Origin of the sequence: Pseudomonas oleovorans subsp. oleovorans, assembly GCF_002197815.1 — a bacterium.
Classification (GTDB): Bacteria; Pseudomonadota; Gammaproteobacteria; order Pseudomonadales; family Pseudomonadaceae; genus Aquipseudomonas; species Aquipseudomonas oleovorans.
This window is the reverse complement of record NZ_NIUB01000035.1, coordinates 24,017-48,849: the sequence shown is the minus strand read 5'-3', so window position 1 is coordinate 48,849 and position 24,833 is coordinate 24,017. Positions and strand designations below refer to the sequence as shown.

Sequence of the window (24,833 nt, the reverse complement as noted above, 5' to 3'; positions counted from 1 at the left end):
TCGTCGTGTGGTGGCGCTTCGCTGGATGTGATCAAGGCTTACATACAGAATCAGCAGGGCTGATGCCCTGCGCCGCATTCACCCCACACCTCCTTCGGTGTGGGTGCCCTGCGGGAGAGCACGATGGAGCGGCTGCTCCAGCGCGATGCCCAGAGGAACGGCACCCCGCGCAATGGCCATTGATCGAGCACTTCACCCGGATAGCCCAGCGGGCCTATGGCCTCTTACTGAAATGGTGCTGACCAAACTTGAGGCATTGGGCTGCGCCCGCTCAGGATAGATGCCCACGAAGACGAAGAAGGCGCTGACTTCCTATGGGGGGAGCTGACACCAGGGCTTGATCTGTCAGCCGGTGAGCGTGATCGCGAAGCAGAGCGGGCCAACAGGCCAAGCCCTGACCCCTCCGAGTAAAGAGCGCCCACCCCTTTTCACTCTGTTCAGGGCCAGGGGTCTGACTTGATCCCATTTGAAGAACCAGCAAGTCTGCAAGGCACCAAACCGGTGCGCGCCTTTGCCGCCCAATTGGAGGCCATGCCGGAGGGTTGTCGCCGCCCCCAGAAGGCATTCGATGCTTGGTCAATGCCGCTTGCTGAAACAGGCGGTTCTGAAATCCAACTCCAAGAAGTGGGGGCGTGGTACGCGAAGCACCACAAGACCTGCCCAATGAGGGCAACGATAACTCTCAGACCCCGAATTAGGATTGGAGACTCGAATTGGCCAGAGAGCAAAAGTGGGTGGATCGCCGCTGTTGCGACTGGGACACCTTCCTCACCAGCTTGATGGCTGCCGCCCAGCGAAGTCGGTTTCCGTTGATCCTGGTGAACTGGTACGAGGCCCGCAGCTATTGGCGACGCAATAGCTGCACGGGAGCAGAAGTGATTCAGATGCAGCGCACTCGGGAGGCCAATGACGGTCAGTACATCCTTACTACCCAGCCTCGGCGCCGAGGATTCAGGCGTGGATAGCTGAATCGAGCATTGGCAGCGCCAGCTTACTCACCCTCATTTCTAAGATTCGCTGCGGAAGGTTGGCGACGTAAAGGTTCATGTGCGCCAAGGGCGATGGCGCGTTCATGATAGCTAGGACGACAGGCTGATAGGCTGGGCTAAGCCCAGCCAGTACACGGTAGCCCGCCATCATCACAGCCTTATCGGTGCCATGGATTCTGGCAGCCAAGGCCATCGCAGTGATCGCAGTGAGAAGGCATATCCGCCTTGCAGTCAGCGTATTATCCGGTTGAGCCAAAATTTCAATCTCGTTTTCGCCAGTATTGCCAGCTCAGTATTTAGGGTCTGTTACTCAACAGCTTTTTCCTCAGTTGATCCGCAGCTCAGCAGGGGTGTCAGGAACGGAATCGAACCGCTACCTGAAAGCCTTGTTTCTATTGGCTTTCGATGGTTTGGTGGTCCGCGCATGCCCCTAAACATGCCCCTAAAACTCAAGGTGCCCATCTTTTGGGCGCCTTTGATTGCCTGTACTTCTCAGCACATGCCAGCTCAGGGCGAGCATGGTAAGCGCCGATATGCGTGGGGGCAAGTCCGCTTTGTCAGGAGACAATGCGGTCGATCCTGATGCCAAGCTTCTGCATCGTCCTGACTGTATCGGCCATGGCCTGTGCCTCGATGCGTGATAGCTGTTCGATGCGCCGGGCGAAGGTTTTTTGGTGCATGCCCTTGGGGCGGCGTATGTACTCGGCGGGGTAGTCGAATGGCCCGGCATCGCAGCCCAGCTTGTGGCGCAGTGTCCACGCGCGATCCATGGCGCGATCCCGCTTGCTGGCCTGCTGGCTTGGGTAGTTCAGGCGCATGCAGTGACGGCAGATAAACACGGCGCCGCCATACAGCTTTGCCACGCGCCGGGCGCAGTTCGGGCAATGCAGCCACGGGCGTTCCCCGCCCAGGTGGCAGGGCGTCCAGCCAATCGCCACCTGGTAGTCATGCTTAACAGGATCAGCGCCAGCAGCTCGACTCTGGTAAACCAACTGCAATCGGTTGTGACTGGCAGTGATCCTGATAGAGGCGACGACTTCTCCGCCTCGCTTCCATTGCCAATCACCACGCCAGCCAGCCAAAAGGCCAGCGCGGTGAATCTCTCGTACATCAAGCGAGCGGTAATCGCTCACGGAGGCTTTCTCTCGTTTTCGACTCATCAGGCAAACCTAGATCAATTGCTGATTAGGCTCAGATCATCTCTCGCAACTGTTTTTATATACAGCTACTTTTGCGCAAGTGCGTCCTTACAGTGAGGCGTGGCATTTTTCAAATCATCATCAGCCACCATCTGAACAACAGCCTGCGCCATCCCATACCGCGGATAGGTCGCGACCAATCGATCCCCCTCCCTAGACAAATCAACTCGGCCACCGCTCTGAAAGTAAATCGTCCCATTGCGATGCCTAAGCAAAAAACGACCGTCTCCCGTCCCACTAGATGTACAGCCAATCCCCTCTCCATTTGGCTCAATTCGGAGAGTCATCACAAAGGGGCCAGATGCGCCAGTCCATATGCCTACATAATCTGGAGCGACCGGGGTCGCGGAAACATCGATGAACTCATTTTTCAGAAGGTCATCGTAAGGACTTGCACAACCTGTAAGTAGAATGCCCGCCAGCGTAGCGCTCAGTAGCCTTTGCATAAAAATCTCCATGTCACCGAAATTCAGCCCACCCCTATCATGCAGCCAAGAACAGGGGCTAAGGGATCTAGTCCATCACACATTGAATGCATAGGAAAGAACCTAAATCAATTAGCAAATTCAGTCTTTAATCATCAGGTACAAGGGTCGGCTCTAGCGCTGGCACTTAACCTCTAAATGACCGAATCAAAATCAGCCAGCCATTCATCAACGCTTTGCTCTTGCGGTAGCTTGCGCGAATGTATTGCTTCAATGGTTCCCGTATTACCGCGCTCTCTTATTACCTTATTACCGTACTGATTTTCCCTCGCAGTCATAACCGGCTGTACCCCGCATGAATGTTGGGCTTGAGTAATATCCTTGTATGGCCTCCTTGTCCGGGGCTTATCCGTGGCCTGTTCAGTTTTTGTCGGCTGCTTGTCCAATTCCATAGCCTGTCGAATTAACGCGCTCGATATGTTCAATACACGCAAACTGCCAGCATCTAATCGGCCATCATCCCGCCCTCGTGTTGGGCTGGCGCTGATTAGGACATTACGCAGCCGGCCGATGTAGTCATGCATAGCGGCCAGGCGCTTGAGTGCAATTCCTGTGGTCTGCCAGAACTTCATCAGATGGCTGCCAGAGGCCGCCCTGAACTGCCCCGCCGGTAGTGGATCACCCTTTTTTCCACTGGCAGTATTGCGAGCACGGGTAAGCTCAGTATTGAAGATGGCATATGCCTCGTCATCAGTCATTACGGACTGGAATTGCAGCGTCAGACCTGCCGACCTATGCGGCCCGTAATGCCCTGTTTTGTGACCTTGATAGCGATAGGCATCTTGCCCAGTGACGCCGAGGATTTGCCGAACCAGCATGTCGCCATTGTCGCTCAGCCAGTTCGGTGGCACGCATTTACCGCTGGCTGGGGCAATCACTAGCACACCACGTTCAATGCTGACGGCATCCCCACGCGCCAGCAGCCGCCCTAGTAGTCCAGGGCGCTGCGGCAGAGTGCCAACGGCATAACCGATGGCGCCCTCTTTCACGTCAGTAGACCTATTGCAAAGGTACTGACGAACCATATTGCAGCTCCCGGGCAGAAAGCTACAGGTTCAAGTCTATTTAACCAGGCATAAGCTTTTCCCAGGCATGCCGATGCCGTTGCTGCCATGTGGCAGCGTTGAAAACTAGCCATGGTTATTCCCCGGTCTGGCTCAGGTAGTACAGCGCGATGCCGTGGTGGGTGCGGCCTTGATCCTCGATCATACTGATGCGCTGGGTTCGGATGGGGTGGCCACGCTCTTTCAGCTCCTTGATGCGGGCTGCCGGGTGGAGCACGTTCAAATCACTGCGAGCTGTCAGCGTGTCGATTGGGCCAAGTTGCAGGCGTGCGAGTAGGCGAGCGCGTTGGGCGCTGGCGCTGCTGTATTGAATGGTCGCGGTCATTGCACAGCCTCCCGTTGGGCGGCCAGTGCGTCGCACCATGCCAGCACTTCGGCTTCGAGCCAGGCTACGGACTTGGGGCCAAGCGTTATCTGCGCGGGGAAGGTGCCAGCGGCAATACGCCGGTAAATTTCAGACGTGGAAAGGCTGGTGTAGTGTTTCACTGCAGGTAGCTTGATAAAGCGGCGCAGTGTTTGGTTTTTTTCAGTATGTGCTGCCATGGTCGTGTGCCTCTTGGGCTTTGTTGAACACGATTGGCATTTCATACCGCAGCGGCACAGCCTGGCAGTCCGGTCTACCCGCAGACTGTGCAGTCTGCGCGTAGACTGTAAGGGCTAAATTTTAGTCTTGCGGTGTGTTTGAACCCAGCTGTACAGAGTGCGCTCAGTTACCTCGTATATCTTGTGGCGGTGCCGCGCAAAAGCGGCCATGCCGCTATATCTGCTCCCTTCTCTATCCCACTCGGCCAGGGCTTTTTCCTTTAACGCGTTGGTGCCCTTGTGGCGCTCATTGGCAGAGCGTCGGCCATTAGCGCTAACTGCTGTCTTCGCGGCATCAATAGTTTCTCGATAGAGTTTGGCTGAAGCGATGTTGGTCGCAACTAAATCGAAAGCGATGTCTTCGCCGCGCGCTAATTGTTTGGCGATGATGTAGTCATCGACGTATAGGACAGCTGCAGCTAGGAGTAGGCTCTCGAAGTCTGGTGCTTCGGCCTCTGCAATTACTCCAGAAACTACACAAGGAATTATGATCCTCATATAAACCTCGGTAAGCCAGCCGTCCGGAGCGTCTGCGATGTCGTTTAAGTCTCCTAAAGCAGGTGCGTCCCTGTCCTCGTGCAGCGCCAATTGACCGCGCTCAATAAGTGTTTGGATTATTGAGAGTAGTTCTTTCTCAAGTGCTCTGATTTCAGTCGCTGTGGTTTCAAAATATTCGGCTGAAGGTTGTTCGCCCAGCTTGCGCGCAATCGTGGCATACGCGTCCCTGCCGAGCCGCCAGATAGTCGATAAGTAGTCCTTTCCGTCTAGATTTTTGCCATACCAGGACTCGCAGGACGATCCATTTGATCGAAGAAAAACTTTGTCCTGAAATCCCTGCTGGCCCTCCGCAAAGCTCAAATATGGGTCGTACGATAGAAATTTATGAAAACCCATCTTGTCCCCCTTCCTGACCCGTTGGGCTATGCCAGCCAAAACCGTTAAGCCTTACGTTTGATGCTCACCACATTGCCGCCCGAGCAAAGGGCGTCTATCGAATCAGCCCACGCCTGCATCATTTCCCAGCGTTGCTCTAGGTAGGTGGCATGGTTGTAGGTATCGCGGATTTCGTCGGCGTCACCATGGGCTAGTTGGCGTTCGATCCAATCACGGTTATAGCCGCGTCCGTTCAGTTCGGTGCTTAGCAGGTGGCGGAAGCCGTGGCCGGTCTGGCGCCCTTCGTAACCCATTAGGCGCAATGCCTTGTTGATGGTGTTTTCGCTCATGGGGCGTTCGGCGTTCTGCTGGCCGGGAAATAGCAGCGGGTAGGCGCCGGTTATTTCCTGTAGCTGGCGCAGGATGGCCACAGCCTGGCGGGGTAGGGGCACCACATGCGGGCGGCGGGCTTTCATGCGCTGCTTTGGAATCGTCCAGGTGGCCGAATCAAGGTCAAATTCAGCCCAGGGCGCGGCGCGTAGCTCGCCGGGGCGAACAGCGGTCAGCATCAGCAGGCGGATGGCGCAGCGGGTCAGGGTGTTGATTTTGGCGGCATCGAGCTTGCACAGCAGTTCGGGCAGTTCGGCAAAGCTGACGTGGGGATGATGGCGTGGGGCTTTTGCTGGCGCGGCTACCACGTCCAGGTCGGTGGCCGGGTTGTTGTCCACGGCGCCACTTGCCAGGCCGTAGCGAAATATCTGGTGCAGCCATTGGCGAATCTTGCCGGCGGCATTGAGCGTGCCCCGTGCTTCCACCTTGCGCACCAGCTCCACCAGTTCGGGGCGGGTAATGGCCTTGACCGGGCGCGCACCGATGCCGGGTATCAGGTCGTTATCCAAATACAGCTTGGCCTTGTAGGCGGTACTTTCGGCCCAGCGCGGGGCGTTATAGGCATACCACTCGCGAGCCAGTTTCTCGAATGTGGTTTCTGCCGCCTGCTGGGCCTGTTTATCGGCCTTCTTCTGTGCGCCGGGGTCTACGCCATTGGCAAGATGTTCGCGGGCCTCTGTGCGGCGCTGGCGCGCTTGCTGTAGGGGCACGGCAGGATATGCCCCCAAGGCGAGGCGTTTTTCTTTGTCGGCGTAGCGGTATTTCATGCGCCACAGCTTGGAGCCGCCGGGCATGACTTCCAGGTACAGCCCCTGGCCATCAGTGAGCTTATAGGGCTTGTCCTGCGCTTTGGCGGCCTTGATGGCCGAATCGGTCAATGGTGTGACTTTGCGGGGCATTGGGGCACCTTCGTAGGGGCATGATTCATGACCGAACCGGCGATGCCCCCAACAATGCCCCCAAAACTTTGGGCTTACAAGGGTGGGGTAGGGAATTGCAGGCAATAAAAAACCGGCTCAGAGGCCGGTTTTTCGGGGCTTTCAGGCGGTTTAGGCAATGCCTGAAAACTAAAGATGGTGCCCAGGGACAGCACCGAACGCGCTCATCAATGCAGCACGGGTTTCGTCCAGAGTGGCCTGCAATGCCTGCCCCTTCTCCCTACTGATCCCGCCGCACAGAGCAGCCCCGGCAATCAACCCCATTGCCGTGGCGTAGGCCAGATTGGCACCTTCCTTCTCTCCAGCCTCCACACATTCGCGGAACTGCAAGAGAATCCCAGCCAGAGCGCGGGCAAAGGCTTCGGCGTGCTGCTGTGACTTCATCGGCTGTTTTCCTATTGCGCGTCAGGGTCAACCGCGACCCACGCTGTTGCACCGTTGTAGTCGTCGCCGCCCTCGGCCTTGAAGATCACCCCGGCCTTGTCCACGGCATACGCACCTGGGCGCTCGCTGGCAGGGTCACGCAGTTCATCCTTCCAGCCGTACACCTCGCCGTCCCACACCAGCACGACGCCTTCACGGTGTTCCTGTTTGCCTGCTCGCCACTTCGCGGCGGTCAAGCGTAGCGCCTCGATCAGTTGTGCCATGGTCACGTTTTCCTCTCAAGCCATTCCGTGACGCTGCATCAGAACCGACGCAGCGGAGCGCTGGGGCTCTACCATGTAATCAAGCAGGTGCTCAGCCTCGGCATCAGTCACCTCGGTGTAGGCTTCTTGAGGAGTGATCGCGTAGTGAGCGGCGATTGACTCCAGAATCAAGGCTTTCGCCTTGTCGTCAATGACCGAAAGGAACTGCGCATTACGGTTGGCCATCTTCTCTTTCCTCGATCAGTTCAATCCGTGCCGTGCAAGCACTTCGTCAATTTCCGCCAGCAGCTTGGTATGGCCAAGATGTTCGTGCCGCCCTTGGATGGACTGCATCCCCTCAACACGGCTCCTGCACTGCTGTAGCAGCCCAATCAGTGCATCACGCTGAGCAATCAACGTCGCATAGGTCGCGCCAGTCAGGGCATTTTTCCTCTACCTCGGGTTGTAGCCGGTGTAGCCTTCTGGTGGCAGCTCCAACGTCGAGCTGTCCATACCCGTTGCCTCACGCTCCCGGCCCCACATTTCGACCATTGCGGCCTCTTTCAGCCGCTCGGCAAATGCAACAATGTCGTGTAGCTGATCTAGGGTCGCATCGCCCAAGTTATGGGCCAGACCAATCGAGTCTAAATCCGACTCTTGGGCCGCTTGTTCAATGTGCCAACTGAGGTCTTTGTTCATCGGTGGAGCCCTCCAGGGCGTTTTTCTCGATATTCAGTTCAGTGAGCAAGCACGCGACGACAATTGTGAGTCATCTCGCGCACCTGCCCACGGAAGGCCACCATTTCATATTCGTTGATCGCAGCCGGATGAAGCTCGCGCAGGTGGCTATCAACAAGCTCTCCCATGCGCAGCAGAGCTGGCAGGTCAGCGGCCTGGCTCAACGCTGCGATTTCACGATGCAGAGCGGCAAGGCCAACGATACGGGCTTTCAGGTATTCCAGCTCGGTAGCGTCTGGCTTGATCAGAGGCATGGCGATTTCCTCGAACTATTCAGCCCATCCGCATGGCGGGAGCAGGTTGCAGATACGGCTTGGCGATAATCTCCGCCTGAATGAAATCAGCGATCAGTGCGAAGTCCTCCAGGACTATGGCTGCTTCGTCCTCATCACAACTACATATCGAGTACAAATCATCCACCTCAATTTGAGTCGCATCGCATTTACCACCCGCAAGGCGGCTCCAGAAATTCAATGCTTCGTCAATGGTATGCACGCCGTTGGCATCAAGGATCAACCGAAGATCGGTGTTGTACAGCCCGCTGTGAACCGGCATGCCTGCTGCATCCCTGATAACAAGGGCTGAGTTCAATCCAAGGACATCTGACAAAGCCAGTGTCAGCGCATGGCACGAACCATGTGCCAGCTCCATCACTGCGGACTCAATTGAGGCGCTGCGCTCAGAGTAAGTCGCCGACAGGGCAATGAACTGCTCGCTGTCCTCGACGGGCTCAGCGAATGGCTCCAGCTCCCCGCGCATGAATGCTTTAGCCAACTCAATCCCAAGATTCATTCGTGTTTTCCTACTTCACTTCTTCGAAATGCCACTGGACGAAATCGAACGCGGCCTGCTTGGCTTCTGCTTCGATTTGTTCCTGGGTGGCGTCGTCGGGCACCTCGAAATCGAATTCGACTTCGGAGCCTTCTACGTCGGTTTTGATGGTGCCAGTGAAAGTACGCATGCCAGGTTTCCTCGGTAAATCTGTTATCTGCTGTGGCTATTCTAGGTCAGCTCAACTGACCTTGCAAGAGCTTTTTTATCCCTGTCTTTTTGACCACAGGCCCCCAATCGACAAGCCGGTATTCGGCTCCCTCTTTCTCGACCAGGACGCCCAGCTGCTCGCGCAGTCGGGGCACGTCATCGAGGATGGTTTGCTTATGGTGGCCAGTCTCGGCAGCCAGGGCATTGAGCGTCGGACGCTCAACCTCGGTCATGGCCAGGGCGAGGCGCAGCAGGCGTCGCACATCCCCTCGCGGGAACTGCTGTTTTGAATCATCAGCCATACGGCCAAACTCCAGACTCTTGGAAATCACTTTGCATTATGGTCAGTTGTACTGACCTTTGGAAGTCCCTAAAGGGCAATTTCAAAAGCATGTCGAATAACGCCCTGGTCAATGCTCAGGTATGGCTTGCTGTGATCGAGGCACTGATGGCCAAGAATGGCTTGCACGGTGTCCACATCGCCGGTTGCTGCAAGTACCCTGGCGGCCAGCGTTCGCCGGCCTGAGTGACTGCTGCCGCCCTTGATCCCCGCCTGCTTGTAGAAGCGCGTCATCGTCTGCTGTAGAGCGTCACAGGCCCGATAGACCTCTGCCCCTGAGTCAAGCATGCGATGCTTGAACGCAAGCTCAAATGCTTGCCCTTTGTGCGCCATCACCAAGCGGCTGTCTGGACGAAGGCCGCGATACTCGGCCTCAGAACTGATACCCCAGCCGCGCTCAAGCCGAACAGCAATCCACGCCTCAATGGCGGCAATGCATTTTGGATGGGTCAGGTGAATGTTTCGCGCCCGGCACCCCTTCGTTATCTCGGCGCGTAAGTAGACCTCGGGCTTGATCGCTCCGCTCGGGTAGAGCACATCGGCCACCTCAAGCAGCGCGAGTTCGGTCACACGAATGCCTGTGGTGTGAGTCACCCACAAAAGCATCACGTCCCGCACGGGCATGCGGCCTGTTACTGAGGCGACTCGTAGAAGGTGTTTGAACTGGCCGGGCGTAGCGAGGTGGCGCGACGGGTATTCATGCGCGCTGTTCACGGAAAGTCATCTGCCGATTCTTAATCTTTGGTCTGGGGATGTTTGTAGAAATAAGGTCAGCCCCCCCTGACACACCACAACCCGCGCTCATCATGTGCTCACCAAAAACAGGAGGGTACTCCCCATGAGCAACGACAAATTCACCCGCGCCCAGATCGAAGCCGAAGGCGTGCGCTGCAAGTTCAGTAGCGCGAGCGCCGAGCATGACGGATGGATCATGCCGGATGGCTCTGGCGTCGATTACGCCGACAATACCCAGCGCATCTATGCCCCCGAGACAATCTCGACAGGCAATGCAGATGGCCTGTTCCTGGCCCGCAGCGCAGTCGCTGAGCTGATGTTCGCCACTACCGACTTCGGCTACGTCTACACCAAGTCCATCGGTTGGTTCGCAGATGGTGATGATCTGATCCGCGTCTGCAACGCCAAGCGTGGGAATACTCACATCGAGGTCGAGGTGATCGTCCGCTTCATCAAAGACTCGGCGAAGGCATTCTCGGCCCGCCAGTTCAACGTCACCGACGCACTCGACGAGAGCGCGAACTGGGTGCCGGCCTATACCCAATGGCGGCACGGCGGCTGGTATGTTCGCAACGTGCAATACCCTTCCGGGGGTTGCGGCTGCGTGAGCAACAACTACGATGACGGTGCGTGGCGCATTGTGTGTGATGGGCGCCGGCAAGCGCTGGGCCAACCCGGCGACTTCACGTTCAAGACCCGCGATGAAGCGGCCCGCGCCGAGCGCGAGTTGGTTCGTCAGATAACTCTCGACAGGCTCTCCAAGCGGGCCAGTCAGCAAACGGCAGCATGAACTGCCTGCCTACAACAGGCCCGCTTTCGGCACACCAAGAAAGTGAAGTTCATCGTGGTGCAGGCACGCCGCGATGAGCTGGAGGCAGAATCTCGGCGGATGGCAGCTGATGCCCTTCCAGAGGGCAAGCTGGAGCAGTTGCCGTCCGCCAACGAGGCCTCGATTCAAGCGGCCTGCGACACTAGCGCCACGTTTCTTCATACCAACCCTCGCCGCCTGTTCGTGGAATCCAGCCCATTCCTCAGCGAGCTTGCACAGCCGGACATGGACAAGGCGCTGTCGATTCACGACAACGTTTACCGCTGGCTATCCCGCCTCTGAAAGGCCAACGTCATGGCAAGAGCAAGACTCCACCTGATCTGCGGGAACTGCGGTTGCAACGATATGTGGGGCTACCGCATAGAGTCCCAAGGCACGGACATTGACGGAGAGCTGTTCCCAGCCGTCTATCTGTCCTGCGGCAACTGCCACACGCTTCACGACCTCTCGGACACGGCCAAGAAGCTTTCGAGCCACAGTGAGGGATAGCTGCATCCACTAGCAGCGCTGGGGTCGCGCTGCTATATTCATGACTCTCGCGCCGCACCTCGACTGCGCAACCAGTCGATAGAAGCGATACCCGAAACTGAGACGGCTAAGTTAGGGAGTGCCCAGGAAGAATGGGGGCCGGTGACTTACTGGAAACCCGGCAAATCAAGGCCCGCGCAAGCGGGCTTTGTTTTTCTACCGCCCAGCGCCTGCATTCCTCGGGCGCCAGCTTTGGAGTCGAGCATTTCCCTGCCCAGCCTGCTCCCTGGAATGACACAGCCAACTGTCCCTGATACTGAGCACATCACAAACAGCTCAGCAGGAGCACCAAATGTCGAAGCAGGTAATCACCCTCCCCCTCGAAACCTACGGAATGGATGACCTCAGTGCCGAGCTGACGCCGGAAAAGGTGGTTGTTCAGTTTTCTGCTGCTACCGTGGCTGCTATCGAGAGCTTCACCCAGATGCTGAATAGCGATATGCGCATCAAGTCTGTGAGCATTGACCTCGGGGCTGATGGTTTTGAAGCAGCATTCATCAACGAGGACGGTGACGATACGGGCCTGGATGGGGTGCTCGATCTGGAATTGTTCTTGGACGCCTTCAATGAAGGGAGCCACATTCGCCTTGTCCTTTCTGGTTGCGATACCGATGTTGAGGACGATCAAGGCGACACCTGCTGTGTCACAGGTGAGTTCTTCGCCAGCATCCCTGTCGCAGCTATGCGCGATCAGCTGCAAGCTCGCTAACTGCCAAACGGAGCCCTCATGAATCTCACCGAAGATCAGCAACTTCGTTTGGTGTCTGTGCTCGGTTGCTTGGTTGAATCGGCCAAGCCCCAAGAGCACTCTCAGTCCTGCACCTGCCAGCTTTGCCAGGACATTCTGTCAGCTCAAGCAGTCCTGGATGAGGTTGACCCTCAGTAATCAACACGAAGCCCGCGTAAGCGGGCTTTGTCTTTTCTGGGGTGGCAATGGCTCGGTTCTGAGATTGGGTATTGGGGAAGTTGCCCGACTGGCGATGACACGTCTTTGCGGCCCTGATGATGGCCCCTTATCCATCACATAGGGCAGCGTTATGAACTGGCAGCAACACAGCATCGAGCTGATCGACCTCAAAGGCATCCAGTGTCGATTCACCTCCAACGGCTACGCCACCCTCGGCTGGATCATGCCGGACGGCGCGGGTGTATTTCATGAAGGGGGCGTGATCGTTGAGTGCCAGCCCGAAACCATCGTGACCGATGACCCGGAAGGGCTGCGGCTCGCTCGCGCCGCCTCGGCAAGCAATCATTTCCAGCGTCATGACCAAGGGTACAAAGTCATTGATGCCGCAGAGTGGGTGCCGACTGGCGATAAGTGGGTCAGGCAGTACCGTGTCGGCCTCGCCGAACAAGAAGGGACGCTTAGCGTACACGTCCAGTTCAAGGCAGGCTCAGCTGAACTTCTTCGCTTCTACACCGAGTTCGTAAGCGATCCACGCCCCGCAAAGACGGCAGCCGATCCCGTTCGCCAGGGACGTATCGGTGGCGCCTATTCAGCTGGGGAAGTTGTCCGCAGTGCCTCGGGGCGACTCTGCTCGCCGTTTCCCAAGATCGACCTTGGTGGCGAGCGCAAGGCATCCAACACCCTCAAGCGTGTCGATCAGTGGCTGATGCAGAACGCCCTGGACGAGGCACAGGCCCGAGGCGATGAGTTCAATGCGCTCCAGTTCCGAGCCAGCTTGGGCAAGCCCCAGCAAGCGGACAAAGACTGTGCCGAGCAGTACCTGTTCGGGCAGCAGCCTGCGGTGATCCCCTCGCCACTGAAATTTCTGACCTGCAATTGAGGGTTGTGTCATGGGCCACATCGAACACTACGAGTTCACTGATATACGGTCGGGTGCCAACGGCGTGAGCTACACCGCACCGACCGAGGCTGAGTTGCAAATCAAGTTGCAGGTCAAAGGTGTTGTGACGGGGTATAGCGGGCCGTTTATCAAGGTTGTTCGCGCCTTCCCGCCTTTACCTCCTGCCTCTGTGCTGCGTGAGCGAGCCGAGCGCGAGAAATACGGCTACGCCGATGGTGAGGTTCAGTGGTAAGCGGGTTCCACAGTCCACGGCCCGCTTTCAATAGGCTTGGGATCGGGCGGCCCATTTCACAACCATGGCTTTGACGATTTTCAGCTTGTTAGCCCTCGCTGCGGTGACACAGCGCCCTTGGCCTGATGATGACTCCATAAACCGGAAGCCCTTCATCAGGAGCCAAACATGATGACGCAAGCCGAACACCAGTACCCACTCCGCAAGCCAGTGCGTGCAGTTGCAGGGCAGTGGACATTCGTTGACAGCACCACCTTTCATGCCCACCTCAAGGCGTTCCCGCATGTTGTCGAGCGCAATGTTCCTCAAGCCCATAGCTGGGAAGTTGAGCACTACGCCATCTACGAGGACAGCCGGGTACTGATTGCCTGCTGCGATCCGATGGACGTTACTCAAGGCTTGCAGATTTTCACGCCGGTTGAGCCGATCCGCAGTCACTGACGCGGGTGCTTACCCCAGCAACACACCGAACTACCTACACGCGGACACGCTCATGATCACCACAAACACCCGCACCAAAGACCCCGAAGACGTTGGCCTGCTGTTTCATTCGATCCTGCGCTACGGCGAAGCCAATTCCGAGCGCCTTGATCTGTCGATCATCGCCATCGGCTACGCAACGCTGATGCAGCACGCTGATCAAGCGGCACAGGCACTGGCAGAGCTTCATGAGGATGAAGGCCCGGATTGGGATGGCTGCGTGTGGCTGGAGCGGCTGGAGGACACCGAGTACGGAAGCCTCGCCCAGATGCTGTATGCCGAAGCCCCGGACGTGCGTGGCGCAGTCAAACGCTGGCTGGACGCACTACGCTAGCGACCCTACCCCTGCGCCGGGATGGCGCGGCCACACCAAAGGCTACTGGCCCCGCCAGTGGCCTTTTTTCTTGGTCTGCTGGCTTAGCCGGCGCGGCTTTCGGTTCCAGTTATGGGGCGCGGGGATTTGTTGAGTGGGGCCGCTGACACATCGAATCCCCCCATATCGTGGCTACATCCCAAACACACCGATAGGTATGAATCATGAGCCACGCAGTAGCCCGCGCATTGACCCTCGCAGCCACCCATTTTGTGGATGGCCACCTGCTCAAGTTCGACGCGGACGAGGTTTACCCGCGCCTGAAAACGCTGTCCCAGGAAGGCAATTGCCTTCTGGCGAGTGAAGTGCGTGATTTCACTATCAGCCCCGATTACCAGCACCTGACCGTCACGGAGCTGGTGGAGCGCATCGAGGTGACTGCCAATCAAATGGTGGTTTTCGGGGAGCTGATGCTGGAAGCCGCACATGCGGGGTTGGTGGAAGCTGCTTGTGATGACGAGCTGGATTCGGATGCAAGCACTTGGCACCTGCCGAGCTTGGCCGAAGCCCACATCTGACAGTCCTTCACTACCGAGGAAACCTCTATGGCCTGCTTTGCATTCCAGATCAGTACCGAAGACGTGGAAAACGTCCTTCGCTCCTACTCGCTCCGCGTCACCGACACCAAGGGGCAGTCCTTCGAGCACATGGCCGAGGAACTGATCGATGAGCTGGATCATGAACGCATCGAGCGTGCAGCTCTTGCGGCATCCACCGACCTTGATGAGCAGACCACCGCTGCCTACGAGGAAATCAAGAAATCGCTCGTAGAGCTGGGCGTGCTGGACTTCTGATGCCTAGGCGCCGGCACCTGCCGGCTTCACAGATTCGGGAGTGACGATGTTGGTCGTACTCCCGATGACACCAGCCACGACAGCCGAGAATTACCTCCAGACCCAACAGGCAGAGGACAGCACCTAGAGCGCTGGATTCCCGCATAACCCAACTTCCAGGAGATAGAAAATGGCGACGATCACCGGCTTTGGCACCGCCCCCGAAATTGCGGCAGAAGGCTACAAGCTCAAGAAGACCGTTGAGGGCACAGATGAGGCTGTGCTGGCCCAGTTCGATGGCCAAGACGTGAAGCTGGTGCGTGGCGCGGCCATCTTTGGCCGTGACGGGCACTACGAGTTCGCCCTGATGGTTCGCCGGTAATCGCGGCCTGAGTTCCGGCTCTGGGGGTTTGCGATTTCGGGGGTGCCTCGGTGACACAGCCGGCTTCCCTGGATCATGGCCTCACTGAAACAGCACCCATGAGGACTGCACGATGATGACCCCCTCCCAGATTGCCGCTGCCGCCGTAGAGATTGTCCGCAGCGCCCTGCCGTACTCCAGCGAGCTGCTTGAGCAATGCACCAGCCTTGAGCTGCCGCACATCATGGCCAACGGCGATATTTACGGGCCGGCACCCGATAACGCGGCTGCATTCATGCAGTACGGGGCTGACTGGACTGGTCTGGCCGTCAGTAGCCGTTGTGGCGGCACCAGCTACTGGCTGTACTACCGCTGCCAGTTGACTCAGGAGCGTGCGATGGCCTGCCTGGGGCCGCAACAAAGCGTGGGAGCAGCAATTGAAGCTGCTGTGCAGCATGTTCGAGCCGACCTCGAATACTGGAACAGCAAGCGAGCAGCTGCTTAATACGATCCGCCCCGGATTGGCCGGGGCACAACACCCTATGCGTTAGAGCAAACACCGAGGCCATGTTGGCAAATTCCCGCGCATGCGCGGAATTTCATGCTCTCACTCGGCTATCTGCGCCGGGTTGAGTGGCTGCTCAAGCCTCCCGAATCCTAAGATAGCCTGCCAGCGTTTGGCGAATCACTTTCTCCAGGAAGCCCAATGTCACCCTCTATGAACGAGATAGTCCAACTCGCAGTTCACGCCAAGCTCAACGAACTGGCGTCAATACCAGTGGGTTTCAGGAGCGGGCGACGCCTCACGGCTGACGACCTGCGTCGCAGCGGGTACAACATCACTGCGGAACAGCTGCGCGAAGGGCTGTCTCGGAACTTCACTGACGTGGCCAACAGGCTCGGCGTGGAGTTCTTCATGGGCCTACCGGCAGTCCTGCTGGAACAGTTCACCCTCATGAGCATCATGCGCAACGAGGACTGTGCCGGCCTTCTCAAGAGTCTGATCAACAGCTTCGTGCTCACCTATGTGACGCCTGAAACCTCCGCCACGGCCTTCTCTCACCTGGAGGGTTTGGAGGCGCTGCGTGCCGAGGCGGCTAAAGCCCGCAACCTGACGCCCAAGCCGATGACTCCCCACCCTCAACATCGCCACCATTGAGCCGGCAATGAGCCTTCCTCACTCCCGATTCTCGGCGCCCACGACTTTCAGTGATGGCAGATGACACACCCTTACCAGGGGGAAGATTGATCCCACATCAACGCATGAAGGATCACTTCCATGTCCATTGCATCCCAAGCTCAGGTCGCCGCCCCACATAGCTCGCTCGCTGTTCTGTCGGAAGTCATGTTCGCCAAAGGCGATGAGGTGAAGGCCAGGAACCCGAACCTGCCATTTTGGATGACTGTAGTCTCGGTGAACCCGCGCACTGGCTTCTGTCAGTGCAACTTCGGTGCTACCGGCAACTATGCCGGCAACTTTCACCAGTCCGAGCTGCGTTTCCATGGCGGAACTGAGTACGCACAGGCCGCAGGTTGAGGGCAGCCACCATGATCCCGAAATCTCTTGGCTGGCTTGGCAAACAAGTCCGCAGCGCTGACGGCAGGCCCGGAAGCATCACAAACGAGTTCGTCGGCTTGGGGTTCGTGACCCTGACGCTGACGCCGGAGAATGGCGTAGATGAGGTTGTGACGCTGCTCCCCGATGGCAGCTCCAGGGGGAGTTCCGGCTGGCAGTGGCTGTGCGAAAACTTTGAGGGCGGGCCGCGCTGGCTCGCCCTCGGCAACCAGCACTGACTCGCCCCGGCATGATGCGTAGTCACAATGGGGCCGATCCGACTATCCTAGGCGCAGCACTGACAGCCGCCGCGAGCGGCTGTCTTCTTTCTGCGCCGCGAAGCCCTAGAATGGGAGCCCAGCATGACTACGCCGCCTTTCAAGGCCACGATCACCATCACCATTGAAGGGCCATCACCAGATGAGTTCGGGCTGGCCCTGTCGAATGCAACCGACTCGCTTGGTTTCGGCAGCGCCGGTAACGGGAGCACCCCCAACGGTACGGCCTATCGGTACGAAATCGTCTCCAATCTCCCATCCCAGCCCATGACCCTGGATCGATTGCTCAAGTTCATGGATGACAACATCGACAACGAGGATGATCGGCAGCTGCTCCGCGACACCTGGGGCACCGACCACCTCAAAGACCCAAACAGCCCAGACCGCTCATAACCCAAGGATCACCTGATGCGCACGGGCATCTACATCGACTTCGACAACATAGCCAGCAACGGCCTGGGCAGCATGGTCTATCCCGCGCTCCGCAAGCACTACGAGGGCTGCGGGCGCGTCACGCAACTGCATGCCTATCTGTCCTACGATGAGGGCACCGAATCGAGCAATGAGCGGTTTGCTGCGTGGCGTCGTGGCTGTCGGGCGAGGATGGAGCAGGCCGGCTTCATGCTGCACTTGAAGACCCCTAAGTCCTACCAAGGCCCTGATGGGGAAGTGACGACTAAAGCCAACGTCGATGTTGACCTGACGGTTGATGTGCTTCTGCACAGCGAGCGCCTGGATCGGGTGGTCCTGATGAGCGGTGATGGTGACTTTCTGCGCTTGGTGCAGGCGCTTCAAGACAAAGGCATATGGGTGGATGTTGCCGCTTACCAGGGAGTCTCAGGTGAGCTTGCTCGCGCCTGCAACCAGCTCACCAACCCGCTACTGATACCGGGCGTTCATTACTCACCTGAATACAGCTTCAAGAGGGTATTCCGTGTCACCGGCTTCAACATGCGCGAAATGGCGATGAGTATCGAATACCTCCGGGACTCGCCCACCACCTTATCGCCGGACGATCCTGCGTGGGTACGTGAGGAAATCAGAGCAAGTCGCGAAATGTACGAGTCTCGGCGCTTCACACCTGGGCGAATTCTTGGATGGACAGGCGCTGACGGACTTTCCGCATACCACGACATAGCGTAGCCACCCCCAGCCCCTCACCTCATAACCTGGGAGCCGAGCAAGTTCTACCTGCCGTGAGCTGACACAGTATTGCCTGCCTCAAGATTTGCTCACATCAACGAGCATCTGCGAGGCAGAATGAACACCACCACCTCCCGCCGCAAGCAAAGCGCCCCTGTTGCGGTCGTCGTGAATACCCTGACCACCATCCAAATCGACTGGCTGATAGCCCAGCAGGAAGGCGTAGCTGTGATCTTCGACGGCGCCCATGTTCGCTATGCCCTTTCGGATGAGAATGCACTAGGCGCTGTCTACTCCCCATCGACCGACCCCGCGCACGGCCACCCTCTGCTGGAGCGTGAGAAAATCCAGTTTCGACACATCGACTGCGAGGGTCACTCGCACCATGGGCTCTGGCTTGCCCAGGATTGCCGTTTCCGCGCTACCGGGCGTAGCGTGGAGTGGCGTGAGTATGGTTGCTCCTACCCCGAGCTGGATTTCGGATACCTCAGTGGCCCGACGATGATGATTGCTGGCCTTCGCTTTATCATCGCCAAGGCGCTGGCTGGAAAAACGAAGAACCCGAAGGTGCAAGTCCCTGGCTTCCTCTGCAAGGTGAAAGCTGCCTGACGAGCAAACCACACCCTGGAGGCTCTAGACATGAGTGCTGATCTTCTGACGCGATTCAAGCAGTACCGGCTTTCAGTTGACCTGGAGCGGATACGCCTCAGCGCGGTTCCTGACGAGCTACAGCCGCTGGTTAAGGCCTACCGCGAGGCACTGAACCGCCAGCTCGCCGATCCCGAGAACGAGAGCTGGGGAAGCCTCGGCCCAAACGAGCGGCATAACGCCTTGCAGGAGGTTTACTTGGCCTTTGCGCCGAAGATTGATCGCCCCAAGGGAAACTGCCCACGCTGCGGCGGAACGGGTCACATCCAAGCCTTTAGCCATGTGCGCGGTGGGACATGCCTGAAATGTGATGGTAGCGGAACCATCAAGACTCTTTGACTAGGAGTGGTTCATAAACCCAAGACAGGCGCGCTCCGCTCCATACGCAATGTGCGCAGGTCAGAATCCAAATGTTCGAAGCTCACCCTTTCCAATCGGCTCATGACTTCTTCACTGGCGTGATGAAATCTCCAGGCACTGTCGATTTCGGCCCCATTTACAATGGGGCGGTTCTATATCGACTCAACAGCTTCCTGTAGGGCGCTACCCATGGAGTATTGCCTCCAATTCGAGAGTCAAGCACCCAAAGGTTCTTGTTCTTAACGCCGGGGCGGCGAACAAGCCGGCCCAAGCCCTGACGCAGCTGCCATACAGCTTCAAGCGTGACTATCTTGAATCCGGCAATAGCAACTCGCCGCTCATGCGTCAGGGATCGATTGAGGCCTACAGGCAGGCGAGTTATGACCAGATCGCTCAGCATGGCGTCATCTGCTGGATCAGTCGCCTGCTCATCCGATAGGTCGATACCCGTCCATGCTGCTCCCACACCAAGCCAAACCGGCCTTGCCCCGGCTCGGTACAGCGCCTTGTATTGGGCGACGCACATAGAAGCACTGCTGACCTTCGTTTGGACAATCAGGCGCTCACCCAACACTGCCAGCAGGCGCCCCTGGAGCAATTCTGCATTTTGGTAGGAAGTGCAGAGCACCAACGTACCACCCGCTGCTCTCTCTGCAACCTTCGTTATCAAGCCAGCTGTTTCGTCGGCCCATTCAGGGCTATCGTTTGGCTCAATGGCATTCCTGTCAGGATGCAGAACCACTGGCTCTGTTGTCCAAGCTGGGTGAACTGGGGGCAAATAGATGGCGCGGGCTGGCGGGACTTCCAGCTTCCAACGGGTGAGCACCGCATGATCATCGCTTGCATAGATGGTGGCCGATACGAGCGCTGCTCCAGCTACGGAATCCCAAAGGCTCAGCAAGGCTTTTTGCAGATTTGCCCTGCCCGAAACCAGCATTGGGAAGTGACGCACGGGGGTAAGCTCCATGCGTAGCCGCGAGCGACCAGACAGCGCATCTTTGATGGCGCGGATGGCAACACGAATCACAGCTTTCGCTCCACCATCGAGTGACTTGACGCTGATACTTTCGAGGGCGGTCAAAGCATCCCGCAGCGCCGGCTCCAAGCTTGGCACCTCATCAAGCTGACAGACCCTAGCTCCACCATCTTTGCCCTGCTGAACGGTTCGGGTTATCTGCTGAGCCAGAGCGTTGAGAGCATTGACGACTGGTGTCTTCCCTCGGCCCACATGACTCTCTATTGCGCGTACAAGCGGGCGCAGCCGCAGTGTGTGACTGTAGATCGCTGCGAATGCTTGTTCGAGCAGGTGGGCTTCATCAACGATCAGGGTATCGATGGCTTGGGGCAATGAGAAGGACTGCGCCGGCTCGGCGGGGTCATCCTCCCCCGCCAATCCCCGTAACTGCATAAAACGAACATGGGCTGCGAGCATGTAGTGGGAGCACAGGACTATCCCAGCCTCAGAGTGGTTGTTGCGCATTGACTTGTAGAGCCGCTGGGCCGGGCAATCATCATCGTCATCGGGACTCAGCATGATGGCGTCGATAGGCAAATCCTCCGCCAGCACCAGGGCGTCTTCAAGCATCCAGCAAAGTTCATGTTCGATAACTTCGCTGGCGCCTTTGGTGCGTTCACTGAGTGGCTTTCCGCCCTGCTCTACCCATGCAGCCAGCTCGACACGCTCGTTATCGACAGCCCATTCCAGCACCCGATCTGGAGAAACGAAATTTGGTCGCCCCAGGCTCAGCGTAATGCCGGCCACTTGAGCCTCACGGATACCCTTGAGGGCATCAATGAGCTGCCAAGTCACCGCGAGCGGTGCGCTGATCACAACGGTGTCGCCCTTGGCCGCAGCGTTCGCGGCTAGCGAGGCAATCATCCTGCCCTTGCCAGTCCCGGTAGCCGCCTCAGCGAAAACGATCTTTCCCTTCTCGATTGCCGAAGCACTCTGCTCCAGCAGCGGCAGCAGCACCTCACGAACTTCGGACTGCCCCGGAATCCCAGTCTCGGGATTCACGGGCGCAGGGGCGACTTCCATAGCCTCGTAGTGACGCCTCAACGCCGCGAGCAAGCCAGCAGTGAGCCGTGCGAGCGGTATGTTGCAGTCCTTGGCCATCCGCTTGAGCTGGCTTGCCAGCGCTGGATTCATAGTGGACGTGAAGCTTTCCACCTCATGAAGCGGTACTGCAATGGGCTCAAGCTTTAGCTCAATGGCCTCGGCAAGCTTGTCGCGAGCCCACTGACTCCGCTGCTTTTCCGGGGGAGCGATTGCACCGATACGAATTACTTCCACTTCACTTGATCCTACTTTAAAACACGTTATAAATATCGCACGCAAAAGAACTGGTAGGGAATCCCCGATGTTTGTCACACAGGTTATTTTCAACATGGGCGAGCGCGCCTACCCCGACAGGGCCAGGGCCATGGTTGCCGAATTGATGGACGGGGTTCAGCCGGGGCTAGTGGCCACGCTTATGAACTACATCCCAGGCACAAGCACTTCCCGCACTGAGTTTCCTACGGTGCAGTTCGGTGGCGCATCGGACGGTTTCTGCCTGCTCGGGTTTGGCGACGGGGGTGGCGCCATCGTTCGGGACGCAGTTCCACTGATACACGCGGCTCTTGCCCGCCGAATGCCTGACCGGATCATTCAGGTTGAGCATAAGGAACACAGCCTGTCTGCTGAGGCTCGACCCTATGTGCTGAGTTACACGGTCCCGCGCATGGTCGTTCAGAAGAAGCAGCGCCATGCCGAGCGTTTGCTCCATGAAGCAGAAGGCAAAGCACACCTGGAGGGGTTGTTCCTTCGATCACTCCAGCGGCAGGCAGCAGCGGTAGGACTGCCTCTGCCAGAAAACCTAGAAGTTGAGTTCAAGGGGGCAGTTGGTAATTTCGCGGCGAAGCATAACCCTAACTCCAAGGTCGCCTATCGAGGGCTACGCGGGGCAGTGTTCGATGTGAATGCGCGGCTCGGCGGTATCTGGACGGCGGGCTTTATGCTCAGCAAGGGCTACGGCCAGTTCAACGCAACTCACCAACTATCGGGGGCCGTCAATGCGCTATCCGAGTGATGTTGTTGATCAGGTTTTCAAGCTGCCGCCAGACAAAGGTCTGCTTACCTGGGATAACGACCCAGTAGCGTGCAGCCACTGCGCCCGCCCGATTGAGAAAGGCGATCTTTACTCGCCATCGAGTGTTGGCGCGTTTTTCAGCGATACCCGCAACCTTGCGTCTACCTCGCGCAGCATCTGCTGGCGCTGCCTGATCCTGCGAAAGAAACAAATGCTTAATGGCCTTTCCTATGCCCTGATTACCCAAGATGGGGTTTTTCAGATCAGCAAGGACACCAACAAGGCGTGGCTTTTCACCACCCCGCCTCCAGCGCCATTTTTCGTAATGCACTCGTCTTCGACCATGCAGCATCTGTGCTGGCGTACTCCAGTCACCCTGGATAACCGTCTCATCAAGGTGCGGTACGGCAACAACCTGTTCGTTGTTCGGCCAGAAGCCATCCGGGAGGCGCTTGAAATTGCTGATCGCATGAATGAAGGCCAAAAGAAGTGGCAGGCGCCGATCTTCCTCGACCGAAAAGCGGCAGACAGTGGGCATGGTGCGCTCACGAAGGCCGGACGTGAGCATCTGAGCGCTGCCGATCAAGAGTTTCTGCTGAATATCACTCCAGGTGAGCGCTGGGCGCTTGCCTACATCATGCACTCGAAGCGCCCCCAACCGGAGGAACCCGAGTGCATCACCTCCAAAATCCTCGAAAAGCTCTAAGGCGGAGTTAGACCATGCAAATCGAAGTTCTCATTCGCAACATCACCCCGATCTTCTCCGCTGCACCTGGGAGTTATTACGTATCGCTGGACGGCACGATCAACCCCCCGCAGGGCGCTTCGCGCTTCCCTCTGACCCGCGCTCGCACCATGACCGTGGTGGCGGAAACCGGCGACGGCGTGGCTAAGGCGGTGCCGCTGCCCATTGTTCCCGGCAACACCATGCGCAACCTTCTGCGCCGCACCATGCTCAAGGATGTGATTGAACCCGCCCTGCGTGATAAGTCCGCTCAGCTGAGTATTGGCGCCTATGCCACTGCCTATGCCGGCAACTCCAGTGGCAACCCGGACGGCGTACCAAGCAGCTTCGACGAAATCGTCACGATGCGCGCCCACCCGTTTCTCGGCTTGTTCGGGGGTGGCCCCCGCATGCTGCAAGGTCGGCTCATGGTCGATAGCCTGTACCCCATCCACCAGTTCTCGCAGCGCATTATCGGAAGCGACTACATCAACGACTCGATCAAGGGTGGCATTACCGAAATTGTATGGACGCGCCGAAATGACCCTATTCTGCAACTGGGTAGCCCTGATGATGCAGCTGTTATTGAGGGTGGCGCCCAAGCTGCGAACGATTGGATTACCAGCCTGCTGGCCACCACCAAGGCGAAAAAGGGCAAAGCCGCCAAGCAAGCGGACGAAGCCGCTGAGTCGTCGGACGATAACGGTCGCGGCCTCAAGGCATTTAACGCACATGAAGTGGTCATCGCGGGCGTGAAGTGGCTGTGGCGGATCAATGTTGATCGCCCCTCGGAATCACAGATCGGCCTGATTCTGCTGGCTCTTAACAAGCTGGCGAACCAGCGCATCGCGGGCGGTCACGCCAAGGACTACGGTCGTTTTGTTATCGAAGATGTGATCCTCGATGGCGAGTCCGTTTGGACTCCATCCGGTGTTTCCGGTCAAGCTACTGAGCAGTTCTTCGATGCCATCGCGGAGGCGCTGGACGGCATGACCAGTTCTGAGTTTGAGCAGTTCGCAGCGAGCGCCAAGGAGGCCTGATGGACTTTCTGAAAGTCACCATCAACCTCGGCTCCCCTATGGTGGAACCTGGAGACTTGTTCCACTTGGACGCACTACTCGGTGCCCTTCGGGTCAGTGAGGTTCGGGCAGAGTTGGGCGATGGCATCAACCCGCGTGATCACCATTATGACCTGCCGTTGGAGCAGTACCGCTCTCGATCCGGGCAATGGGTTTTCAAGGCCTCTGCATTCCATATTAACAAGGGTGCTGCATCGCAAAACTGGATGCAGACAAGCCGGATCAACACTGCCGAAGCAGCACGGCACCGTAGCGAAGGATTCTTGCTATTGCGGGCAGCGAAACCCAACCCAGCTGGAGGGCCATTCAAGAACTCGCTGTACCACTACCCGTTGGTCTGGGCCACGCTCACTGCATATTGCGTTGGCGATCAGGCCAGGATTGCTGACCTTCTTTCTCAATGTCGGCAGATCGGAGGTCGGCGCGGCGTAGGATGCGGTCGGGTAGCCGGATTCTCGGTGGAAGTCGTTCCAGAAGTCGAATGTACCTGGGCCTTGCGGGCAATGCCGGATGACAGCGAACAAAGCATCCTCTGCGGAGAGTATGCACTCGCAATGTCGGCTCTCCAGAGTCCATATTGGGATCGCAGTCTGCACAAGCCGGCGCTTGTGCCCACCAGTTTGGCTTAACCTTGCAAGTTACCAGATGTAG

Annotated in this window: 40 protein-coding genes; 22 read left to right on the top strand and 18 right to left on the bottom strand. The window is 57.7% G+C overall.

Going from position 1 to position 24,833, the window contains the following annotated elements; translation table 11 throughout:
* Positions 1–951 precede the first annotated feature (951 nt).
* The 17 genes from PSOLE_RS25290 to PSOLE_RS18500 all read right to left on the bottom strand — a co-directional run bounded on the left by PSOLE_RS25290 (position 952) and on the right by PSOLE_RS18500 (position 9,919).
* Entirely contained in the window at positions 952–1,245 is a 294-nt protein-coding gene (locus tag PSOLE_RS25290) for a DUF7740 domain-containing protein (RefSeq protein ID WP_020308207.1), read from the bottom strand.
* Positions 1,246–1,546: 301 nt separating this feature from the next.
* Positions 1,547–2,122, bottom strand: coding sequence for a hypothetical protein (locus PSOLE_RS24795; protein WP_139205010.1), 576 nt, complete (start codon positions 2,120–2,122; stop codon positions 1,547–1,549).
* Positions 2,123–2,214: 92 nt separating this feature from the next.
* Positions 2,215–2,634 carry a J517_1871 family lipoprotein gene (locus PSOLE_RS24150; RefSeq protein ID WP_074860541.1) on the bottom strand — a complete coding sequence of 140 codons (420 nt, stop codon included), beginning with the start codon at positions 2,632–2,634 and terminating at the stop codon, positions 2,215–2,217.
* Between the two features lie 173 nt (positions 2,635–2,807).
* The gene (locus tag PSOLE_RS18560; RefSeq protein WP_244597311.1) at positions 2,808–3,698 is read right to left on the bottom strand and encodes a hypothetical protein; all 891 of its coding nucleotides are present in this window, start codon (positions 3,696–3,698) and stop codon (positions 2,808–2,810) included.
* Between the two features lie 115 nt (positions 3,699–3,813).
* Positions 3,814–4,062 carry a helix-turn-helix domain-containing protein gene (locus PSOLE_RS18555; RefSeq protein ID WP_244597310.1) on the bottom strand — a complete coding sequence of 83 codons (249 nt, stop codon included), beginning with the start codon at positions 4,060–4,062 and terminating at the stop codon, positions 3,814–3,816.
* Entirely contained in the window at positions 4,059–4,280 is a 222-nt protein-coding gene (locus tag PSOLE_RS18550; RefSeq protein WP_074860545.1) for a helix-turn-helix transcriptional regulator, read from the bottom strand. The genes PSOLE_RS18555 and PSOLE_RS18550 overlap by 4 nt, the downstream gene beginning before the upstream one ends.
* 114 nt (positions 4,281–4,394) lie before the next feature.
* The gene (locus PSOLE_RS18545; protein ID WP_074860547.1) at positions 4,395–5,213 is read right to left on the bottom strand and encodes a hypothetical protein; all 819 of its coding nucleotides are present in this window, start codon (positions 5,211–5,213) and stop codon (positions 4,395–4,397) included.
* Positions 5,214–5,257: 44 nt separating this feature from the next.
* Entirely contained in the window at positions 5,258–6,481 is a 1,224-nt protein-coding gene (locus PSOLE_RS18540; protein ID WP_074860549.1) for a tyrosine-type recombinase/integrase, read from the bottom strand.
* A gap of 168 nt (positions 6,482–6,649) precedes the next feature.
* Complete coding sequence (locus PSOLE_RS18535; RefSeq protein WP_074860551.1) at positions 6,650–6,904, bottom strand: hypothetical protein; 255 nt, start codon at positions 6,902–6,904, stop codon at positions 6,650–6,652.
* Between the two features lie 11 nt (positions 6,905–6,915).
* Positions 6,916–7,167, bottom strand: a complete 252-nt coding sequence (locus PSOLE_RS18530; RefSeq protein ID WP_020308212.1) for a hypothetical protein — start codon at positions 7,165–7,167, stop codon at positions 6,916–6,918.
* 15 nt (positions 7,168–7,182) lie between these two features.
* Complete coding sequence (locus tag PSOLE_RS18525) at positions 7,183–7,392, bottom strand: hypothetical protein (protein WP_020308214.1); 210 nt, start codon at positions 7,390–7,392, stop codon at positions 7,183–7,185.
* A 207-nt stretch (positions 7,393–7,599) separates the two neighbouring features.
* Entirely contained in the window at positions 7,600–7,845 is a 246-nt protein-coding gene (locus PSOLE_RS18520) for a hypothetical protein (protein ID WP_074860553.1), read from the bottom strand.
* 38 nt (positions 7,846–7,883) lie between these two features.
* Positions 7,884–8,138 carry a hypothetical protein gene (locus tag PSOLE_RS18515; RefSeq protein ID WP_074860555.1) on the bottom strand — a complete coding sequence of 85 codons (255 nt, stop codon included), beginning with the start codon at positions 8,136–8,138 and terminating at the stop codon, positions 7,884–7,886.
* A gap of 19 nt (positions 8,139–8,157) precedes the next feature.
* Entirely contained in the window at positions 8,158–8,676 is a 519-nt protein-coding gene (locus PSOLE_RS18510; protein WP_074860557.1) for a hypothetical protein, read from the bottom strand.
* A gap of 10 nt (positions 8,677–8,686) precedes the next feature.
* Positions 8,687–8,845, bottom strand: coding sequence for a hypothetical protein (locus PSOLE_RS24145; RefSeq protein ID WP_158212585.1), 159 nt, complete (start codon positions 8,843–8,845; stop codon positions 8,687–8,689).
* A gap of 46 nt (positions 8,846–8,891) precedes the next feature.
* Complete coding sequence (locus tag PSOLE_RS18505; protein ID WP_074860558.1) at positions 8,892–9,167, bottom strand: winged helix-turn-helix domain-containing protein; 276 nt, start codon at positions 9,165–9,167, stop codon at positions 8,892–8,894.
* A 68-nt stretch (positions 9,168–9,235) separates the two neighbouring features.
* On the bottom strand, positions 9,236–9,919 hold the full coding sequence (locus tag PSOLE_RS18500; protein WP_074860561.1) for a site-specific integrase: 684 nt from the start codon (positions 9,917–9,919) through the stop codon (positions 9,236–9,238).
* 124 nt (positions 9,920–10,043) lie between these two features.
* Here PSOLE_RS18500 and PSOLE_RS24415 point away from each other — a divergent pair, with 124 nt between their 5' ends.
* The 18 genes from PSOLE_RS24415 to PSOLE_RS18410 all read left to right on the top strand — a co-directional run bounded on the left by PSOLE_RS24415 (position 10,044) and on the right by PSOLE_RS18410 (position 19,287).
* On the top strand, positions 10,044–10,730 hold the full coding sequence (locus PSOLE_RS24415) for a hypothetical protein (protein WP_174575452.1): 687 nt from the start codon (positions 10,044–10,046) through the stop codon (positions 10,728–10,730).
* Between the two features lie 42 nt (positions 10,731–10,772).
* Positions 10,773–11,051 (top strand): hypothetical protein, encoded by a 279-nt coding sequence (locus PSOLE_RS18490; RefSeq protein WP_074860563.1) that lies wholly within the window; start codon positions 10,773–10,775, stop codon positions 11,049–11,051.
* A gap of 538 nt (positions 11,052–11,589) precedes the next feature.
* On the top strand, positions 11,590–12,006 hold the full coding sequence (locus PSOLE_RS18485; protein WP_020308236.1) for a hypothetical protein: 417 nt from the start codon (positions 11,590–11,592) through the stop codon (positions 12,004–12,006).
* A 328-nt stretch (positions 12,007–12,334) separates the two neighbouring features.
* Positions 12,335–13,084, top strand: a complete 750-nt coding sequence (locus PSOLE_RS18480) for a hypothetical protein (RefSeq protein ID WP_020308237.1) — start codon at positions 12,335–12,337, stop codon at positions 13,082–13,084.
* Between the two features lie 10 nt (positions 13,085–13,094).
* The gene (locus tag PSOLE_RS18475) at positions 13,095–13,337 is read left to right on the top strand and encodes a hypothetical protein (protein ID WP_020308238.1); all 243 of its coding nucleotides are present in this window, start codon (positions 13,095–13,097) and stop codon (positions 13,335–13,337) included.
* A gap of 168 nt (positions 13,338–13,505) precedes the next feature.
* Entirely contained in the window at positions 13,506–13,778 is a 273-nt protein-coding gene (locus PSOLE_RS18470; RefSeq protein WP_020308239.1) for a hypothetical protein, read from the top strand.
* 52 nt (positions 13,779–13,830) lie between these two features.
* The gene (locus PSOLE_RS18465) at positions 13,831–14,151 is read left to right on the top strand and encodes a hypothetical protein (RefSeq protein ID WP_020308240.1); all 321 of its coding nucleotides are present in this window, start codon (positions 13,831–13,833) and stop codon (positions 14,149–14,151) included.
* 227 nt (positions 14,152–14,378) lie between these two features.
* A complete protein-coding gene (locus PSOLE_RS18460; RefSeq protein ID WP_020308241.1) occupies positions 14,379–14,708 on the top strand; it encodes a hypothetical protein in 330 nt (109 codons plus the stop codon).
* Positions 14,709–14,735: 27 nt separating this feature from the next.
* Complete coding sequence (locus PSOLE_RS18455) at positions 14,736–14,984, top strand: hypothetical protein (protein ID WP_020308242.1); 249 nt, start codon at positions 14,736–14,738, stop codon at positions 14,982–14,984.
* A gap of 169 nt (positions 14,985–15,153) precedes the next feature.
* Positions 15,154–15,345, top strand: coding sequence for a hypothetical protein (locus PSOLE_RS18450; protein ID WP_020308243.1), 192 nt, complete (start codon positions 15,154–15,156; stop codon positions 15,343–15,345).
* A gap of 112 nt (positions 15,346–15,457) precedes the next feature.
* Positions 15,458–15,829, top strand: coding sequence for a hypothetical protein (locus PSOLE_RS18445; RefSeq protein ID WP_020308244.1), 372 nt, complete (start codon positions 15,458–15,460; stop codon positions 15,827–15,829).
* Positions 15,830–16,042: 213 nt separating this feature from the next.
* Positions 16,043–16,483 carry a hypothetical protein gene (locus PSOLE_RS18440; RefSeq protein WP_020308245.1) on the top strand — a complete coding sequence of 147 codons (441 nt, stop codon included), beginning with the start codon at positions 16,043–16,045 and terminating at the stop codon, positions 16,481–16,483.
* Between the two features lie 120 nt (positions 16,484–16,603).
* Positions 16,604–16,861, top strand: a complete 258-nt coding sequence (locus tag PSOLE_RS18435) for a hypothetical protein (RefSeq protein WP_020308247.1) — start codon at positions 16,604–16,606, stop codon at positions 16,859–16,861.
* Positions 16,862–16,872: 11 nt separating this feature from the next.
* Positions 16,873–17,118: a hypothetical protein gene (locus PSOLE_RS18430; RefSeq protein WP_020308249.1), complete on the top strand. Its 246-nt coding sequence runs from the start codon at positions 16,873–16,875 to the stop codon at positions 17,116–17,118.
* 123 nt (positions 17,119–17,241) lie between these two features.
* Positions 17,242–17,550 carry a hypothetical protein gene (locus tag PSOLE_RS18425; RefSeq protein WP_020308251.1) on the top strand — a complete coding sequence of 103 codons (309 nt, stop codon included), beginning with the start codon at positions 17,242–17,244 and terminating at the stop codon, positions 17,548–17,550.
* 15 nt (positions 17,551–17,565) lie between these two features.
* Positions 17,566–18,300 (top strand): LabA-like NYN domain-containing protein, encoded by a 735-nt coding sequence (locus PSOLE_RS18420; protein ID WP_020308252.1) that lies wholly within the window; start codon positions 17,566–17,568, stop codon positions 18,298–18,300.
* A gap of 117 nt (positions 18,301–18,417) precedes the next feature.
* Complete coding sequence (locus PSOLE_RS18415) at positions 18,418–18,909, top strand: phage protein NinX family protein (protein WP_074860565.1); 492 nt, start codon at positions 18,418–18,420, stop codon at positions 18,907–18,909.
* Positions 18,910–18,939: 30 nt separating this feature from the next.
* Complete coding sequence (locus tag PSOLE_RS18410) at positions 18,940–19,287, top strand: DnaJ-like cysteine-rich domain-containing protein (RefSeq protein ID WP_074860568.1); 348 nt, start codon at positions 18,940–18,942, stop codon at positions 19,285–19,287.
* A 157-nt stretch (positions 19,288–19,444) separates the two neighbouring features.
* On the opposite strand, the gene PSOLE_RS18405 is transcribed toward PSOLE_RS18410, so the two are convergent.
* Entirely contained in the window at positions 19,445–21,601 is a 2,157-nt protein-coding gene (locus PSOLE_RS18405) for a helicase C-terminal domain-containing protein (RefSeq protein ID WP_074860570.1), read from the bottom strand.
* Between the two features lie 67 nt (positions 21,602–21,668).
* On the opposite strand from PSOLE_RS18405, the gene PSOLE_RS18400 reads away from it, so the two are divergent.
* Genes PSOLE_RS18400 through PSOLE_RS18385 form a run of 4 tightly spaced genes read left to right on the top strand, consistent with a single transcriptional unit; the run spans position 21,669 to position 24,811 of the window.
* Positions 21,669–22,379: a hypothetical protein gene (locus tag PSOLE_RS18400; protein ID WP_074860572.1), complete on the top strand. Its 711-nt coding sequence runs from the start codon at positions 21,669–21,671 to the stop codon at positions 22,377–22,379.
* A complete protein-coding gene (gene csf1 / locus PSOLE_RS18395) occupies positions 22,363–23,085 on the top strand; it encodes a type IV CRISPR-associated protein Csf1 (RefSeq protein ID WP_139205014.1) in 723 nt (240 codons plus the stop codon). Before PSOLE_RS18400 ends, csf1 begins: the two co-directional genes overlap by 17 nt.
* A 14-nt stretch (positions 23,086–23,099) precedes the next feature.
* A complete protein-coding gene (csf2, locus tag PSOLE_RS18390; protein WP_074860576.1) occupies positions 23,100–24,143 on the top strand; it encodes a type IV CRISPR-associated protein Csf2 in 1,044 nt (347 codons plus the stop codon).
* The gene (locus tag PSOLE_RS18385; RefSeq protein WP_074860578.1) at positions 24,143–24,811 is read left to right on the top strand and encodes a hypothetical protein; all 669 of its coding nucleotides are present in this window, start codon (positions 24,143–24,145) and stop codon (positions 24,809–24,811) included. The genes csf2 and PSOLE_RS18385 overlap by 1 nt, the downstream gene beginning before the upstream one ends.
* Positions 24,812–24,833: the final 22 nt, after the last annotated feature.